Origin of the sequence: Celeribacter persicus (assembly GCF_003050785.1) — a bacterium.
Taxonomy (GTDB): Bacteria; Pseudomonadota; Alphaproteobacteria; order Rhodobacterales; family Rhodobacteraceae; genus Celeribacter; species Celeribacter persicus.
The window spans coordinates 1-15,983 of record NZ_QAOH01000015.1 but is presented as its reverse complement, the minus strand read 5'-3'; the positions used below and the strand labels follow the sequence as shown (position 1 = coordinate 15,983).

Here is a 15,983-nt window from a genome sequence, read left to right as displayed (position 1 = left end):
GGGCGGGCCTGTACAGGCCCGCCCGTCTCGTGTGTCAGCTTTGCAGGTCCAGTGCCCGCGCCTGTTCGCGCAGCACGAACTTCTGCACTTTCCCGGTCGAAGTTTTCGGCAACTCGCCGAAGATCACGGTTTTCGGGGCTTTGAAATGCGCCATGTTCTGCCGGCAATAGGCGATGATCTCCGCCTCCGAGACAGAGGCCCCGGCCCTGAGCGTGACAAAGGCGCAGGGGGTCTCGCCCCATTTCTCATGCGGGCGCGCGACCACCGCGGCCTCCATGATCTCGGGATGCTTGAACAACACATCCTCGACCTCGACCGAGCTGATGTTCTCGCCACCGGAGATGATGATGTCCTTGGAGCGATCCTTGAGTTGAATATAGCCGTCCGGATACATCACCCCGATGTCGCCGCTGGCGAACCATCCGCCCCGGAACGCCTTGTCCGTGGCCGATGGGTTCTTGAGATAGCCTTTCATCACGTTGTTGCCGCGCATGAAGATCTCGCCCATGGTCTCCCCGTCCCACGGCACGGGCTGCATGGTTTCGGGATCGGCAACCATCAGACCTTCGGCGGCCAGATTGCGCACGCCCTGTCGCGCTTTCAACGCGGCGCGCTCAGAAGCCGCGCGGGCATCCCATTCGTCGTGCCAGGCGCAGATCACAGCGGCACCGTAGGTTTCCGTCAGACCGTATCCATGGGTCACGTCGAAACCCAGCGCTTCCATCTTTTCGATGATGATCGCAGGCGGCGGGGCTCCGCCGGTCAGCACCTTGATCCCGGCATGAAGTCCCTTTTTCAGGTCTTCCGGCGCATGAACCAGAAGCGCAAGGACGACACTCGCACCACAGAAATGCGTGACCTTTTCGGCCTTCAGCAGTTCAAAGACCGGCTCCTCGCGCACCGCGCGCAGACAGACGACCGTTCCCGCCGCCGCCGCGATGGACCACGGGAAACACCAGCCGTTGCAATGGAACATCGGCAGAGTCCAGAGATAGACCGGCGCATTGCCCATTTCCCACATCACGATATTGGAGAGCGCGTTGAGATGCGCGCCGCGGTAATGATACACGACGCCCTTCGGATTGCCCGTGGTGCCCGAGGTATAGTTGAGCGAGATCGCGTCCCATTCCGATTGCGGTGGCGTCCACATGAAATCGGGGTCGCCCTCGGCCAGCACATCGTCGTAACTCAACGCGCCGATTTTACGTCCGCCCTCGAAACTCTCGTCGATGATGTCAAGCACCAGAATGTCGTCCCGTCCCGTCATCTTGACGGCCTGAGAGGCCACCTCGGACAGTTCCGGATCGACAATAAACACCTTGGTTTCCGCGTGGTTGAGGATGAAGGCGATGGCCTCCGCATCGAGGCGTGTGTTGATCGCATTGAGCACACATCCGGCCATCGGGACGGCAAAATGCGCCTCGTAAATCTCCGGAATGTTCGTCGCAAGGATGGAAATCGTATCGCTGCGCCTATAGCCGCGTTTCACAAGTGCGCTGGCAAAGCGGCGGCACCGGTCATAGGTCTCCGCCCAGCTTCGACGAACGGCGCCATACACGACGGCCGTACGGTCGGGGTAGATATGGGCCGAGCGCGCCATGAAACTCACAGGCGTCATCGGAACGTAATTCGCGGGTGTCTGGTCGAGCCCCAGATCGTAAATCGTATCTTTCACTCTGTTGTCCTCCTCCGTGGAAATCTTGTGCATCGGGGCCGGTCCGGCCCCTAAGCTCATATCCGAAGCGGTTTTCCGGTCCGCAGCATGTGGCGGATCCGTGCAAGCGTTTCCGGCGTTTTGGTAAGCACCATGAAAGCATCGCATTCAAAAGCCGCGAGATCTGCGTCCTCTATCCCGCCCCCTCCTCTGGCGAAAATTTCGGCGATGCGGCTCTGAAGGTCGAACGCGTTTTGTGTCAGCGTGCCCTCGTCCCGTGCAGTTTTACGATCTGCGAGCAGCCGGTCCAGAAGGCTCTGAGGATCCAGACGCAACGTCACCTCCGGTTGGTCGCAACCACCCGGCGACAGAGTGTCGAGATGCGCAATCGCCGCCTCGAACACGTCGCCCTCATACATGACAACCGGCTGGGACGGGTCCAACAGCCCCAAGGCCCCCGCCTCCCGCGCGCCTATGACGTTCTCCACCCCAAGACGATGGAGCATTCCTCCCGCTTCTTTGAACAGGCCCGGCGCGGCATGCTGGTGGATTTCGAAATGCGTGTCGAGTTGCCCGAACATAAGTTCAAGGACGTTCGCACGTTGCTGCGCCCGGAAAAACCCTCCAGCAGAGAGGTCATCGGGTTCTACCTCGTCTCGATCGACGTGACCCGGCGCAAGGCGACCATGACCGCCCTGATGCAATCGCAGAAAATGGATGCGCTCGGGCGGATGGCCAGCGGGATTTCCCATGACTTCAACAACCTTCTCACGGTCATTCTGGGCAATCTTCTGCCCCTGAGCGAAAGGCCGGAGAGCGCTGCGATCAAAGAGGAATTCCTCATGCCCGCGATTTCCGCGGCGCGGCGTGGGTCGGCGCTCACCAAACGGCTCGTGTCATTGGCCCGGCGCGAACAGTTCGATGCACGTCCGACAGACATCGGCGAGGCGGTCCGAGAAATCTACAGCCTGCTGCAATCCTCCATTCCCAGCACACAGACCATCAACCTGACACAGAAATCCGCTCTGCCCTGCGCCTTCATCGACCGGTCGCAATTCGAAATGGCGATTCTGAACCTCGCGCTCAATGCCCGCGATGCGACGGGCGGGCGAGGCCGGATCGACATTACACTCGCCCCCTATGCGTTGCCGCCCGCAGAGGCCGAACTGTCGCGTCTTCCGGCGGGAAATTACGTGAGGCTCTCGTTCAAGGATGACGGCTGCGGCATGTCAGAGGACCTGACCGAAAAGATCTTCGAACCCTTTTTCACCTCCAAGACAGGGGGCGGATCGGGCCTTGGCCTGTCGATGGTCTATGGCTTCGTCGAACAGTCCAACGGCGCGATTTATGTGAACAGCGCTCCGGGTCAGGGCAGTGAATTCACCATACTGTTGCCCAGCGTCGATCTGACGCCAGAAGAATACATCGGCCCTCTGTTACCCGACACATCCTCCGACACCACCGGCGAAGACCCGGATCGCGGCATCGCCCTGCTCGTCGAGGACGATGTGGATGTGCGCCGCGCCCTGTGCCGCAAACTCACCGCAACCGGCTTTACGGTTCTGGAGACGAGCGATGCGGATGAGGCGCTTGACGTGCTCAGCGTCGTTCAGGGTATCACCGCCGTCATCTCCGATATCGACATGCCCGGCGCCATGAACGGTGTCGATCTCGCCCGTCGCCTCACCGACAGCCGTCCCGATCTCCACGTCGTGTTGATGAGCGGCAAACCGGGGCATCTCGACAAAGACATCTGGCCCTCTGATGTTCCCTTTCTGAACAAACCGTTCACACAGGAGGAGTTGCTCGCATCTCTCGGGCAACGGTCCCGACACACGGCCACAGAGGAAGTGAAAAACAGATGACACGAATTTTTCTTCTCGAAGACGATGCCGATATCTGTCGCCTCGTCTCGCGCTCGTTCGAAAGCTACAGCGCCAGTGTCGAATGCTTCGATCTTCAGGCAGAGTTTCTGCGCGCGGTGGAGCGGGATGCCCCCGATCTGTACCTGATCGACCTGAGCCTGCCCGATGGCGACGGTCTCAACCTTTTGCGCCATGGCACCCTGCCAGAGGGCTTGCCGAGGATCATCGTCAGCGGGCGCGGCAGCATTTCCGACCGCATTCTCGGGCTGGAAATCGGCGCGGACGATTACATCGTCAAACCTTTCGAGCCCCGCGAACTGATCGCCCGCATCCGTGCCGTGCTGCGGCGCAGCGAAGGCGCCGCCCGCGACACCGATGACCCAAGCGGCCAGAGTTTTGCTTTCGGTGACTGGACGGTCGATTTCGACGCCTGTGTGCTGACCCATAAAAGCGGCGATCAGGTGGAACTGAGCTCGGCCGAAGCCGAGCTTTTGCAGGTGTTCACCAAGGCTCCCGGACGCGTTCTGAGCCGCAATCAGCTTCTGGATGCGACCACCGGACGGTCCGCAGATCCTTTCGACCGCAGTATGGATGCCCGGATCAGCCGCCTGCGCCGCAAACTCCGCGACGATCCAAGATCTCCGAAAATCATCCGCACGGTCTATGGGGCCGGGTATGTGTTTTCGGCCTCCGTGCTCAAGACAGGCGAGACGTAAATCCCGCCTGCCCCTGTTACTGTGGCACGAAATCCAGCCCGATATCGAGCACGGGCGCGCTGTGCGTAATCCAGCCCAGCGAGATCAGATCGACGCCCGACGCCGCGACAGAAGCCGCCGTTTCCGGCGTGATCCCCCCCGAGGCTTCGGTGATGGCACGGCCATCGACCATGGCCACGGCCTCACGCAATATCTCCGGCGACATATTATCGAGCAAAACCGCATCTGCCCCGATCTCAAGCACCTCGGCGAGCTGATCGAGCGTATCCACCTCGATCTCGATCTTCACCAGATGCCCAACTGTTCTCCGCACACCTTCCAGCGCCGGACGGATACCGCCCGCGAGCGCGATATGGTTGTCCTTGATCAACACCGCATCGGCCAGCGAATAACGATGGTTCATCCCGCCACCCGCGCGCACCGCATATTTCTCCAACGCCCGCAGCCCCGGAGTGGTCTTTCGCGTACAGGTGATCGCGGCTTTGGTCCCCGCGACGGCCCGCACCAGCCCCGCCGTGACCGTGGCAATCCCCGACAAATGCCCCATGAAGTTGAGCGCCGTGCGTTCGGCGGTCAACAGGCTGCGCGAAGGTCCCTCGAACGTGGCGATATGTGTGCCGGGGGTCACCGCCGTACCGTCCTCGACACAGCGGGTCACGATAATGTTGGGATCGACAAGGCGACAGGCGATCTCGGCGCAATCGAGCCCGGCGATCACCCCGTCATGGCGCGACACCGCCGTGACGATGGAGCGATGCCCGGCCGGGATCGCGCCCTGTGAGGTGATATCACCGGCCAGCCCGAGATCCTCCTCAAGCGCGCGACGCACCACAGGTTCGATCATCAGATGCGGCAGCGGGGCCAGAAGAGAAGGATGGATCACGTCAGGGTCTCCGGTAGAGGTTGAGAAGCGGGGGCCAGCAGCGTGCCGCTGGCGGTAAAAATATCATCGAGGGTCATGCGGCGGCGGGTCGACACGGCCTCCGGTTCAGGAAAATCGCTGCGGGCATGGCCGCCCCGCGATTCCGTGCGCAATGCGGCGAAACAGGCAATGCCAAGCGCGACAATGGCCGCATCCGCACCCGGACCGTTCCCCATCGCCAGAGGGCGCAGCGCACGCAGGGCCGCTTCGATCCCCGCACGGTCCCGGATCATTCCGAGATACTGCGACACGATCGGGCGGATGTCGTCGGCCTCCGCCTTTGGCAACATCTGCGGCGCTGCTCTGCTTGGCTCGGTCTGCGACATCGGTCTGGCGGTCTCATAAATGTCGCGCGCCGCGCGCCGCCCCATCACCACCGCCTCCAGAAGCGAATTGCTGGCCAGCCGGTTGGCCCCGTGCAGACCCGTGCAGGCACATTCACCGACCGCCCAAAGACCGGGTACGGTGGTTCGCCCCCGAAGGTCCGTCGCGATCCCACCCATGTAGTAATGCGCCGCGGGGCGCACCGGGATTGGCGCGCGCGCGGGATCAATCCCCGCCTCGCGACAAAACTGATGAATGATCGGGAATTTTGCAGCAAAATCCTCGCCAATCGCCCGCGTCGCATCGAGATACACCCGCTCCCCCCGCGCGATTTGCGCATGGATCGCACGGGCCACAACGTCGCGCGGGGCCAGTTCCGCGCCGGGCGTGTCGGCCATGAACCGCTCGCCCGCCCCGTTGATCAGCCACGCCCCCGCGCCCCGCACCGCCTCGCTGACAAGCGCCAGCGGCGTGCGCGGCACATCGAGTGCCGTAGGGTGAAACTGCACGAATTCCAGATCGGTGAGCACGGCACCGGCGCGGGCGGCCATCATGACCCCTTGCCCCACATTGCCGCGCGGATTGGTGGTCGCATCATAGAGCCCGCCAAGACCGCCGGTCGCCAGCACCACTTGCGACGTCGGCAGGATCATCGCCTCATCGCCAGACTGAAGCCACAGACCGCTCACGCCCCCGTCCGTCACACAGACACGCCGCGCTTCGACCCCGGTCAGGCAGGTGATCGACGGGGTGTTGAGCACGGCCTTGACCAGCGCCTCCGTGATCGCCGCGCCCGACCCGTCACCACCAGCGTGCAAGATACGGTGCCGCCCATGTGCGGCCTCAAGCCCAAGCGCGTAGCTGCCATCGGCATTTCGATCAAAGCGCACGCCATAGCGTTCGAGCGTTTCAATGGCATCGCGCGCCTGAGACAGAATCCCCCGCACCGCCTCCGGGTCACATAGCCCCGCCCCGGCGCGCAGCGTGTCGTCGACATGCTGTTCCGGGTCGTCCTCCGGACCGAGGCTCGCGGCAATTCCACCCTGCGCCCAGAGGCTCGAACTTTCCCGGCCAAGATCGGCACGGGTCACCAGAACCACGGGCCTGGGTGCCAGTTCCAGCGCAGTCATCAGCCCGGCAATGCCGCTTCCGACCACCGCGATCTGTCCCGCCACAGGGGCAACGAGGGGCGCGAGGCTTTGCATCAGACCGTCAGCATCCGCTCGACGGCACGACGCGCGTCTTGCGCAATCGCCGGGTCGATCGTCACCTCATGCCGCCCGGTTTCCAATGCCTCCCGGATATTGGCGAGGCTGATCTTCTTCATATGCGGGCAGAGGTTGCAGGGCCGCACGAATTCCACATCCGGGTGGTTCGCCGCCACGTTGTCGCTCATCGAGCACTCGGTCAAAAGCAGGACACGCGCAGGTTTCTGCTTTCCGACGAAATCGGACATCACCGCCGTCGAGCCGGAGAAATCGGCCTCCGCCACAACCTCCGGCGGGCATTCGGGATGGGCGAGCACGATGACGCCCGGATAGGCCTCCCGCATGCTGCGCACATCCTGCGGAGTGAACAGTTCATGCACCTCGCAATGGCCCTTCCACGCGATCAACTCGACATCCGTCTCCCGCGCGACGTTTTGCGCCAGATATTCGTCGGGCAGCATCAACACCCGGTCAACACCCAGAGATTCGACGACCTGTTTGGCGTTGCCGGAGGTGCAGCAAATGTCGGAGACCGCCTTCACCGCCGCCGATGTGTTGACATAGGTGACGACGGGCACGCCGGGGTGCGCGGCCCGCAGGAGCGCGATGTCCTCCGGCGTGATCGAGTCGGCCAGCGAACAGCCTGCACCGGGATCGGGGATCAGCACCGTTTTTTCCGGGTTCAAAAGCTTGGCGGTTTCCGCCATGAAATGCACCCCGGCAAGCACGATGACATCCGCCTCCACATCCACCGCCTTGCGCGCCAGCGCCAGACTGTCGCCCACGATATCGGCCACGCCGTGAAAAATTTCCGGCGTCTGGTAATTATGGGCCAGGATCACTGCGTTTTTCTCGCGTTTCAGCTCAAGAATCGCCGCGATATCATCCTCGAACAGCATCCAGTCGGGATGCGGGATGATCTTGGAAACACGCTCGTAAAGCTCGGGCAGGCGCATGGTCGTCATAGAATCCTCCTTGTACTCGAATTGAGTACATCCAGGGGATGACTTATTCTCGATGTGAGTTTATGTCAAGTGCATGACACTCAGTGACGGGAATAGGGAAGACGCGCCCCCGACAGGGCGCTCGCCTCCAGAATGGCGGGACGGTAGCGGAACAGCTTGGCCGGGCGTCCGCCCGTCTCACTCGACATCTCCCCGGTCTCCTCAATCAGGTTCTGCTGATCGACCTGACGGCGGAAATTCGATTTGTGAAGCCTGAGCCCCGCCAGCGCTTCGGTCATGCGCTGAAGGTCCAGAAGAGTGAAACTGTCCGGCATCAGTTCGAACACCACCGGATAATATTTGATCTTGGCCCGAAGCCGCGTGATCCCGGTGGCCAGAATACGACGATGGTCGCCGGCCATTTGCCGCCCAAAGCCCGGCTCCTTTTCGAGTTGCGCCTCGTAGATCATCTCGTAGCGCTGCAAGACAAGATCTTCGTTCCAGAGCAAGCCGTTCAGCCCGAACAGAAATTCCACCCTCTGACGACGGGTCACATCCTCCCCCGCCCAGACCAGAAGCCGCTCGGTGATGTGGTTCAGCAATTCGGGACGCCGTTCCCGGTGATCCTCCCACGGGAAATATTCATACCAACTGTGCCATTCCGGGCGCCCTGCCCCCAGAGCTGCCTGTTCGCGGACAAGACCGAGATAGCCGATGGAAATATGCCGGGTATGGGGCGCGGCACTCGCTGCCTCTGTCGCCCGGTCGCGATCGGCAAAGGTGTAAAGCTGTTCGAGATAGCCCACGGGATGCCCGGTCTGGCTCTCGATCCAGGCCCGCAGCCCGCTCTGAAGACTGCGATGGCTCGTTTCGAACGGACCCGACGGCAATGCCTCCCCCGCGCCGATGGTCATGACGCGGGGTTCATTGTCCGTCACAGCGACAAGAACGGCGATCAATTCGGCATATGCAAGGTTTTCGGGCAAGACATCTTCCTGTGTAACTCGGTGAAACGTTTCGGCAAAAGGACTGCCGCACATCCATTTACCCCGGCTTTGACGGTTTCGATAGATTCATAAAGAAAAAACAGACCTTTTGGTCGGATTTTCGGCGGCATGTTTTGTGACAAGACCTGCCGGTCGCAATGCCCCGACAGTCTCGGGCACCGGCTTTGAAGATTGTCTCCCTTTGTCGACCGTTGACAAACGAGGCAAGGCTTTCGATAAATGCGCTTACGTCAGGGGAGTCCCGCCCAAGGGACTGAGAGGCTGATTGACGGCGGCAAACCCGCCCGAGGTGACGCGACCCTTAGAACCTGACCCAGTTGACACTGGCGTAGGAAGACCGAAGGGCATCTCCGCAGTCTCGATCATGAGAGCGGTCCTTTCGGGCCGCATGGCCCTGTTGCGTAACGGCATGGGCGGCGGTCCATGTCTGCTACCCGTTTCACTTGGGTCTCATCGTTTGAGGAGACCGAAATGAAAGACACCATTCCCACGATCACCACCGGTGCCTTGCCTGCATCGCAGAAAATCTACGTGCACGGTGAGATCCATGAGCTGCGCGTGCCGCTGCGTGAAATCGCCGTCACAGACGAAGCCCCGCTGCGCGTCTACGACAGTTCCGGGCCCTACACCGATCCAGCGGCAGAGATCGACATTGCCAAAGGCCTGCCCGATGTGCGTGGTGGCTGGCAACAGCAACGCGGCGACATCGAAGAGTATCAGGGCCGCGTGGTCACCGACGCCGACAACGGTTTCGCGACTGGCGACCGCCTGACGCCTGCCTTTCCGAAACAGCGTGATCCTCTGCGCGCCGTGGGCGACCGCGCCGTAACCCAGCTTGCCTATGCCAAGGCCGGGATCATCACGCCGGAGATGGAATTCGTCGCGATCCGCGAAAACGAGGGCCGTTTGACGGGGCGTGAAACGGATGGCGAGGGCTTCGGAGCCACACTACCCGATCTGGTCACTCCGGAATTCGTCCGTCGCGAAATCGCCGAAGGCCGGGCGATCATTCCCGCCAATATCAATCACCGCGAGTTGGAGCCGATGATCATCGGCCGCAATTTCAAGGTGAAGATCAACGCCAATATCGGCAATTCCGCCGTCACCTCCTCGATGGAGGAAGAGGTGGAGAAAATGGTCTGGGCGATCCGTTGGGGCGGCGACACGGTGATGGACCTTTCCACCGGGCGCAACATCCACAACATCCGCGACTGGATCATCCGCAACGCGCCTGTGCCGATCGGGACCGTGCCGCTCTATCAGGCGCTGGAAAAGGTCGGCGGCATTGCCGAAGACCTCACCTGGGAGGTGTTCCGCGACACGCTGATCGAACAGGCTGAGCAAGGCGTCGATTATTTCACCATCCACGCGGGCGTGCGGCTTCACATGATCCCGATGACCGCCAAACGCGTCACCGGCATCGTCTCGCGCGGCGGGTCGATCATGGCGAAATGGTGCCTGCATCATCACCGTGAGAGCTTCCTCTACGAGCATTTCGACGAGATTTGCGACATCTGCCGCCGCTATGACGTGTCGTTTTCCTTGGGCGACGGGCTGCGCCCCGGCTCGATTGCCGACGCCAATGACGAGGCGCAATTCGCGGAACTTCGCACGCTCGGCGAACTGACCAAGATCGCCTGGGCCAAGGATTGTCAGGTGATGATCGAAGGCCCCGGCCATGTGCCAATGCACAAGATCAAAGAGAATATGGACGAGCAGCTAAAGCACTGCCACGAGGCGCCGTTCTACACGCTCGGGCCGCTCACGACCGACATCGCGCCGGGCTATGATCATATCACCTCCGCCATCGGAGCGGCCATGATCGGCTGGTTCGGCACGGCGATGCTTTGCTACGTGACGCCAAAGGAGCATCTTGGCCTGCCCGACCGGGACGATGTGAAAACCGGGGTGATCACCTACAAACTCGCCGCCCATGCCGCCGATCTCGCCAAGGGGCATCCGAGCGCGCAACTCCGTGACGATGCGCTGTCGCGTGCGCGGTTCGAGTTCCGCTGGGAGGATCAGTTCAACCTCGGCCTCGATCCCGATACGGCGCGGGAGATGCATGACGAGACCATGCCGAAAGAGGCGCATAAGGTGGCGCATTTCTGTTCCATGTGCGGGCCGAAATTCTGTTCGATGCGGATTTCCCACGACATCCGCGCCGAGGCGGAAAAGCAGGAAGGCATGGCGGCCATGGCAGAGAAATTCCGTGAAGGTGGTGCGCTTTATGTCCCCACAGAGGAACCCGCACAATGATCTCTGTCCTTGGATCGGGAGTGGCGGGACTCTGCGCTGCCACGGCCCTTATGGACGCGGGGATCGCTGTCGAAGTGATCGCGCCGGAACAGGCTCCGTTGCCGGTATCTCATCTGGCGGGGGGGATGCTTGCACCGTTTTGCGAGGGCGAAAGCGCCCCCGATCAGATCGTCACACGCGGACAGGCGTCCATCGACTGGTGGGCCGCACATGTGGAGGTGACCCGACGCGGCACGCTGGTCGTTGCGCCCCCGCGCGACACCGCCGAGCTGGATCGCTTCGCCCACGCCACCCGCGCGCATCGCTGGGTCACTCCCGGCGATCTCGAACCCCATCTTGAGGGGCGCTTTTCTCGTGGGCTGTTTTTCGAAGACGAGGCGCATCTTGACCCGAAGGCCGCGCTTGCGACGCTCAGGGACAGGCTCATGGCACAAGGCGTGCTCTTTCGCGACGGTCCATCGAAAGGCCGGACAGTCGACTGCCGGGGTATCTCCGCGTCCGGAAAACTTCCCGATCTGCGCGGGGTGCGGGGCGAGATGCTTGAGGTCTACACGCCCGAGATCACGCTCTCACGTCCCGTGCGCCTGCTGCATCCGCGCTTTCCCTGTTACATCGTGCCACGCGGCGAGGGGCAGTTCATGATCGGCGCGACCATGGTGGAAACCACGCGTTCCGGCCCGATCACCGCCCGCGCGGCAATGGAATTGCTGTCGGCGGCCTATACCCTGCACCCCGCGTTTGCGGAGGCCGAAATCGTCATGACCGGCGCGGGCCTGCGCCCGTCATTTCCCGACAACATCCCGGCGATCCACCGCGACGGCACGGGGTTTCACATCAACGGCATGTATCGCCACGGTTTTCTGATGGCCCCCGTTTTGGCCATGGAAGTTGCTGGTATTCTGATACAGGAGAGCGCCCATGCGCATTGATCTCAACGGCACGTCTTATGAGACCCCGGCCCGTACGCTGGCCGATCTCATCGCGGAAACCGGGGCGGAAGCGGCGGCGGTCGCGACCGCGCTCGACGGTGTGTTCGTCCCCCGCGACGCCCGCGCAGCGACCCTTCTGAGCGATGGCGCAAAGGTTGAAATTCTCGCACCGATGCAAGGAGGCTAACATGTTCTACGGCACCGATCTGACAAACCGCCTCATGCTCGGCACTGCGCAATACCCCTCGCCCGAGATTCTGCGCGCCGCAATTTCGGCCTCGGGTGCGGAGGTCATCACCGTGTCACTGCGCCGCGAAGGCACCGGCGGGGCGGGGTTTCGCGACATTCTCAGGAAGAGCGGCTGTCGCATCCTACCCAACACGGCGGGCTGTCACAGCGCGCGCGAAGCCGTCACCACCGCCCATATGGCGCGCGAAGTCTTCGGAACCACATGGATCAAACTCGAAGTGATCGGCCATGCCGACACGCTGCAACCCGATCCCTTCGCATTGGTCGAGGCCGCGCGCATCCTCTGTGCCGACGGGTTCGAGGTGTTTCCCTACACGACCGAAGACCTGATCCTCGGAGAAAAGCTGATCGAGGCGGGGTGCCGCGTGTTGATGCCATGGGGCGCGCCCATTGGCTCCGGGCAAGGGCTGCGCAACATCGAAGGGCTGCGCACGATGCGGGCACATTTTCGCGACGTGCCATTGGTGATCGACGCCGGGATCGGCGCGCCATCACAGGCGGCACAGGCGATGGAGATGGGGTTTGACGCGATACTGCTCAACACCGCCGTGGCCAAGGCGCTTGACCCGGTCGCAATGGCAGAGGCCTTTGCCCGCGCCATCGCCGCCGGGAAACAGGCCCATGACGCCGGTCTCATGCCCCGCCGCGACATGGCGCAGGCCTCCACACCGGTGTTCGGCATGGCGGAGCTTTTGGCATGACACTCGATCCGTTTTATCTCATTGTGGGCCATGTCGGACAGCTCGAATTGCTCGTTCCTCATGGCGTGCGTCTTGTCCAGCTTCGGCTCAAGGATCAGCCGGAGCCGGAGATTTACCGCCAGATCCGCCGCGCCCGTGATTTTTGCGCGGTGCATCGTGCCCAACTCGTCGTGAACGATTACTGGCAGGCGGCGCTCGATCTCAAATGCAGCTTCGTCCACCTCGGGCAGGAGGACATGGAGACCGCCGACCTCAAAGCCTTGCGCCGGTCGGGCGTCGCTTTTGGCCTCTCGACCCATGACGAGGCCGAACTGGAGCGTGCTCTGTCCCATGACCCGGCCTATGTCGCCCTCGGCCCGGTCTATCCAACCTTGCTCAAGAAGATGAAATGGGGACCGCAGGGACTTGAGCGGGTGCGGGAATGGAAGAAAATCGCCGGGAGCACCCCCCTGGTCGGCATCGGCGGTCTGACACCCGAGCGGCTGCCCGGACTGTTCGATGCGGGCGCGGACAGTGCCGCCGTGGTGACCGATATTGCCACAGCCGAAAACCCGGAGGCGCGCTGTGCCGAATGGATTGCCGCCACGCGGAGGTATCTCAAATGAGCCGCTATGCCCGACAGATATGTCTCACCGACTTTGGTGCGAAGGGGCAGGCCCGGCTGGCCGCCGCGCGGGTGCTTGTGGTCGGCGCGGGGGGGCTTGGTGCGACGCTTTTGCCGCAACTGGTGGGCGCGGGCGTTGGCTTTATCCGGCTCATGGACCCCGATGTGGTCGAAGAAAGCAACCTGCACCGCCAGACACTCTATCGCATGAGCGATCTCGGACGGCCCAAGGCCGAGACCGCCGCCACGTCGCTGGTCGGTCTGAACCCCGATTGCACGCTGCAGCCACACACCGCCCGGCTCGATCCCGCCTCCCTCCCCCGATGGTCGGCGGATGTCGATCTGATCATTGACGCCGCCGATACTTTCGCCACCAGCTATGCGCTTTCGGATCATTGTCGGAATGCCGGACTGCCACTGATCAGCGCCTCCGTCACCGGACGACAGGGCTATGTCGGCGGGTTTTGTGGGGGTGCGCCGAGCCTGCGCGCGGTGTTTCCCGATCTGCCGGAGGTCATGGGGTCTTGCGCGGAAACCGGAGTGCTCGGACCGATCGTCGCGAGCCTCGCCGCGCTTCAGGCGCAGATGGCCCTCACGGTGCTATTGCAACATCAGCCCTCCCCCCTCGGACAATTGCTCTCGCTCGATCTGGCGAGATGGCGACTGGGTGGTTTCCGTTTTGATGACGCGCCCGAACCGGCCAATCCCTCGCCTGTCATCCTCTCCCCCAGTCAAATCAAAGCGGCGGACCTCGTGATCGACCTGCGCGACACCCCCACCCCCATCCCACGCCCCGCACCGGATCAGCGCGTGGTTTTCACCTGTACCTCCGGGCTACGGGCCTGGCGCGCGGCAAGAGCGTTCGCGGCAGAGGGACATGCCCATGTGGCCATCGTCGGGATGGGCACATGAGCGCGCCTGTGCTGATGATCGGCGGGCTCGATTCAAGCGGCGGTGCCGGGGTGCTGCGCGATTGTGCTGTGGCGAATGCTTTCGGGGTCACGGCCCGCGTGGCCGTCACCGCCGTCACCGCCCAAAGCGATCATGCGGTGAGCGCCGTTCATCTTGTTTCGCCCGACACCGTCCGGGCACAGATCGCCATTGCCGGGCAGGTGGGCGCGGTCAAGATCGGCATGCTTGGCACGGCTGGGACCGTCCGGGCCGTCGCCGATACGCTGCCCCCTGCTCCCTGTGTGCTCGATCCGGTTCTGATGTCGAGTTCGGGGCACATGCTGCTCGATGAAGCCGGGACAGAAGCACTTCTGGACTGTCTCCTACCGAAAACCGACCTTCTGACCCCCAACCTGCCGGAACTGTCGGCGCTTGCACGCCATTTCGGGCTTGCCCCCAAGGAGCACGAGGCCTGTGTGGCGCGGCTTTTGCAACGGGGGTGTGGGGCCGTTCTGGTCAAGGGTGGGCATGCCGGGGGCACTGAGAGCGTGGATCGCCTCTATCGGCCCGGCCTGCCGGTCGTGCCGTTTACCGCGCCCCGAACGAACAGCACGCTCAGGGGAACGGGCTGCCGTCTGGCCAGCGCAATTGCCGCTCACCTGTCGAAAGGCGCGCGCCTTGTGTCTGCGATTGAGACGGGGAAAGCTCATGTCCATGAGGCGTTGAGCTCCACCTCCCCTCCGTGAATCGCAACCGTCCCATATGTCCGACAGAGACCGAGATCGTGGACATTCCGGGCCGCTTTCCGACCGGGAGCTTCACACGGACCCCCGTGTGGCTCCGGGATTATCTTGCCGTGCCCTCAAAACAGGGCACACCAGAGTTCATTGAAGGGGTGAGAGGATGCCAAGCGTGTGTCTGACCGCGTAACTTCCGATCCCATTGCGGCGAAGAAAAGCGGGGCGGGGCCGCACCCGGCTCTGCAACCGAGGTCATTTTATCTTATAAAACAGCCACCAATATACCTTCACATGTCGACGGCACTTATAAACCAGTCCCTTGTCTGCCGCACGTTTCTCAGGAGAAACAATAAACTTTTCGTCAAGCCATTCCCCTGTCCAGCATAAATACGCCATAGTATTGTGAAAACACATCTTTTCCGCCCCAACGCCGAGATTTTCGCATGAACCTGCCCTCCCGCCTTCTCGACAACTCCGCTTCCTATGGTCTGATCAGCCGCCTGTTCCACTGGACGCTTGCCGCGCTGATCATCTGGCAATTCATCGGCATGGGCCTGCGTGCCATTTTCGGTCGCCAGCCTTTCGTGTCCTTTTTCGTTGGCACGCACCAACAGGTCGGCACCGTGATTTTTATGATCGTCGTGCTGCGTGTCATCTGGATGCTCGCCATGCGCAAACGCCGACCCTCCCATGGGACAGGCTGGCTTGGACTTGCGGCCAAGGCCGGACATGGGGCGCTTTACCTGTTGATGCTGCTCGTGCCAGTCGCGGCGCTGATCCGCGCGGCCGGATCAACGCGCGGCTTTGCCCCCTTCGGATTTACCATTTTCGAGAAACACGAGAGTGAAGTGAGCTGGATGAAGCAGATCGGTGACTGTCAACGGCGGAGTAAAAACCTACCAAAGGGCGGCGCAAAAGTAGACCACTTGTGGGTTTAGCGTGACGGGCGCACAGAGCGCTGGCGGCCAGT

Annotated in this window: 16 protein-coding genes; 10 read left to right on the top strand and 6 right to left on the bottom strand. The window is 62.3% G+C overall.

The window, feature by feature from the left end; translation table 11 throughout:
- Window positions 1-34: 34 nt before the first annotated feature.
- Together C8N42_RS15935 and C8N42_RS15930 are read right to left on the bottom strand one after the other, a co-directional pair.
- Window positions 35-1,675: an acyl-CoA synthetase gene (locus C8N42_RS15935; protein WP_281261419.1), complete on the bottom strand. Its 1,641-nt coding sequence runs from the start codon at window positions 1,673-1,675 to the stop codon at window positions 35-37.
- 56 nt (window positions 1,676-1,731) lie between these two features.
- A complete protein-coding gene (locus C8N42_RS15930; protein ID WP_170109329.1) occupies window positions 1,732-2,160 on the bottom strand; it encodes a hypothetical protein in 429 nt (142 codons plus the stop codon).
- On the opposite strand from C8N42_RS15930, the gene C8N42_RS15925 reads away from it, so the two are divergent.
- Both C8N42_RS15925 and C8N42_RS15920 read left to right on the top strand, forming a co-directional pair.
- Entirely contained in the window at window positions 2,152-3,519 is a 1,368-nt protein-coding gene (locus tag C8N42_RS15925) for an ATP-binding protein (RefSeq protein WP_170109328.1), read from the top strand. The genes C8N42_RS15930 and C8N42_RS15925 overlap by 9 nt on opposite strands.
- Complete coding sequence (locus tag C8N42_RS15920) at window positions 3,516-4,235, top strand: response regulator transcription factor (RefSeq protein ID WP_107817571.1); 720 nt, start codon at window positions 3,516-3,518, stop codon at window positions 4,233-4,235. Before C8N42_RS15925 ends, C8N42_RS15920 begins: the two co-directional genes overlap by 4 nt.
- Before the next feature lie 16 nt (window positions 4,236-4,251).
- Here the strand turns inward: C8N42_RS15920 and nadC are convergent, their stop codons facing one another.
- The 4 genes from nadC to C8N42_RS15900 form a co-directional block, all read right to left on the bottom strand.
- The gene (gene nadC / locus C8N42_RS15915; RefSeq protein WP_342747978.1) at window positions 4,252-5,118 is read right to left on the bottom strand and encodes a carboxylating nicotinate-nucleotide diphosphorylase; all 867 of its coding nucleotides are present in this window, start codon (window positions 5,116-5,118) and stop codon (window positions 4,252-4,254) included.
- Window positions 5,115-6,686 carry an L-aspartate oxidase gene (locus C8N42_RS15910; protein WP_107817570.1) on the bottom strand — a complete coding sequence of 524 codons (1,572 nt, stop codon included), beginning with the start codon at window positions 6,684-6,686 and terminating at the stop codon, window positions 5,115-5,117. The genes nadC and C8N42_RS15910 overlap by 4 nt, the downstream gene beginning before the upstream one ends.
- Window positions 6,686-7,654 (bottom strand): quinolinate synthase NadA, encoded by a 969-nt coding sequence (gene nadA / locus C8N42_RS15905; RefSeq protein ID WP_107817569.1) that lies wholly within the window; start codon window positions 7,652-7,654, stop codon window positions 6,686-6,688. Before nadA ends, C8N42_RS15910 begins: the two co-directional genes overlap by 1 nt.
- An 80-nt stretch (window positions 7,655-7,734) precedes the next feature.
- Window positions 7,735-8,619 carry an NUDIX hydrolase gene (locus tag C8N42_RS15900; protein ID WP_107817568.1) on the bottom strand — a complete coding sequence of 295 codons (885 nt, stop codon included), beginning with the start codon at window positions 8,617-8,619 and terminating at the stop codon, window positions 7,735-7,737.
- A 492-nt stretch (window positions 8,620-9,111) separates the two neighbouring features.
- On the opposite strand from C8N42_RS15900, the gene thiC reads away from it, so the two are divergent.
- The 8 genes from thiC (at window position 9,112) to C8N42_RS15860 (ending at window position 15,951) form a co-directional block, all read left to right on the top strand.
- Entirely contained in the window at window positions 9,112-10,899 is a 1,788-nt protein-coding gene (gene thiC / locus C8N42_RS15895) for a phosphomethylpyrimidine synthase ThiC (protein ID WP_107817567.1), read from the top strand.
- Window positions 10,896-11,828 carry an FAD-dependent oxidoreductase gene (locus C8N42_RS15890; protein WP_107817566.1) on the top strand — a complete coding sequence of 311 codons (933 nt, stop codon included), beginning with the start codon at window positions 10,896-10,898 and terminating at the stop codon, window positions 11,826-11,828. The genes thiC and C8N42_RS15890 overlap by 4 nt, the downstream gene beginning before the upstream one ends.
- Entirely contained in the window at window positions 11,818-12,015 is a 198-nt protein-coding gene (gene thiS / locus C8N42_RS15885; RefSeq protein WP_107817565.1) for a sulfur carrier protein ThiS, read from the top strand. The genes C8N42_RS15890 and thiS overlap by 11 nt, the downstream gene beginning before the upstream one ends.
- A 1-nt stretch (window position 12,016) precedes the next feature.
- Window positions 12,017-12,778, top strand: coding sequence for a thiazole synthase (locus C8N42_RS15880; RefSeq protein ID WP_107817564.1), 762 nt, complete (start codon window positions 12,017-12,019; stop codon window positions 12,776-12,778).
- A complete protein-coding gene (locus C8N42_RS15875; protein WP_107817563.1) occupies window positions 12,775-13,383 on the top strand; it encodes a thiamine phosphate synthase in 609 nt (202 codons plus the stop codon). The genes C8N42_RS15880 and C8N42_RS15875 overlap by 4 nt, the downstream gene beginning before the upstream one ends.
- Window positions 13,380-14,294 carry a HesA/MoeB/ThiF family protein gene (locus C8N42_RS15870; RefSeq protein ID WP_107817562.1) on the top strand — a complete coding sequence of 305 codons (915 nt, stop codon included), beginning with the start codon at window positions 13,380-13,382 and terminating at the stop codon, window positions 14,292-14,294. Before C8N42_RS15875 ends, C8N42_RS15870 begins: the two co-directional genes overlap by 4 nt.
- The gene (locus C8N42_RS15865) at window positions 14,291-15,019 is read left to right on the top strand and encodes a hydroxymethylpyrimidine/phosphomethylpyrimidine kinase (protein WP_107817561.1); all 729 of its coding nucleotides are present in this window, start codon (window positions 14,291-14,293) and stop codon (window positions 15,017-15,019) included. The genes C8N42_RS15870 and C8N42_RS15865 overlap by 4 nt, the downstream gene beginning before the upstream one ends.
- A 437-nt stretch (window positions 15,020-15,456) precedes the next feature.
- Entirely contained in the window at window positions 15,457-15,951 is a 495-nt protein-coding gene (locus C8N42_RS15860) for a cytochrome b (protein WP_107817560.1), read from the top strand.
- Window positions 15,952-15,983: the final 32 nt, after the last annotated feature.

Coding starts and splice junctions, on each gene's coding strand:
- C8N42_RS15925 (WP_170109328.1), top strand. CDS start 2,152: ATGGAGCATTCCTCCCGCTTCTTTGAACAGGCCCGGCGCGGCATGCTG.
- C8N42_RS15930 (WP_170109329.1), bottom strand. CDS start 2,160: ATGCTCCATCGTCTTGGGGTGGAGAACGTCATAGGCGCGCGGGAGGCG.
- C8N42_RS15920 (WP_107817571.1), top strand. CDS start 3,516: ATGACACGAATTTTTCTTCTCGAAGACGATGCCGATATCTGTCGCCTC.
- C8N42_RS15910 (WP_107817570.1), bottom strand. CDS start 6,686: ATGCAAAGCCTCGCGCCCCTCGTTGCCCCTGTGGCGGGACAGATCGCG.
- nadA (WP_107817569.1), bottom strand. CDS start 7,654: ATGACGACCATGCGCCTGCCCGAGCTTTACGAGCGTGTTTCCAAGATC.
- thiC (WP_107817567.1), top strand. CDS start 9,112: ATGAAAGACACCATTCCCACGATCACCACCGGTGCCTTGCCTGCATCG.
- C8N42_RS15890 (WP_107817566.1), top strand. CDS start 10,896: ATGATCTCTGTCCTTGGATCGGGAGTGGCGGGACTCTGCGCTGCCACG.
- thiS (WP_107817565.1), top strand. CDS start 11,818: ATGCGCATTGATCTCAACGGCACGTCTTATGAGACCCCGGCCCGTACG.
- C8N42_RS15880 (WP_107817564.1), top strand. CDS start 12,017: ATGTTCTACGGCACCGATCTGACAAACCGCCTCATGCTCGGCACTGCG.
- C8N42_RS15875 (WP_107817563.1), top strand. CDS start 12,775: ATGACACTCGATCCGTTTTATCTCATTGTGGGCCATGTCGGACAGCTC.
- C8N42_RS15870 (WP_107817562.1), top strand. CDS start 13,380: ATGAGCCGCTATGCCCGACAGATATGTCTCACCGACTTTGGTGCGAAG.
- C8N42_RS15865 (WP_107817561.1), top strand. CDS start 14,291: ATGAGCGCGCCTGTGCTGATGATCGGCGGGCTCGATTCAAGCGGCGGT.
- C8N42_RS15860 (WP_107817560.1), top strand. CDS start 15,457: ATGAACCTGCCCTCCCGCCTTCTCGACAACTCCGCTTCCTATGGTCTG.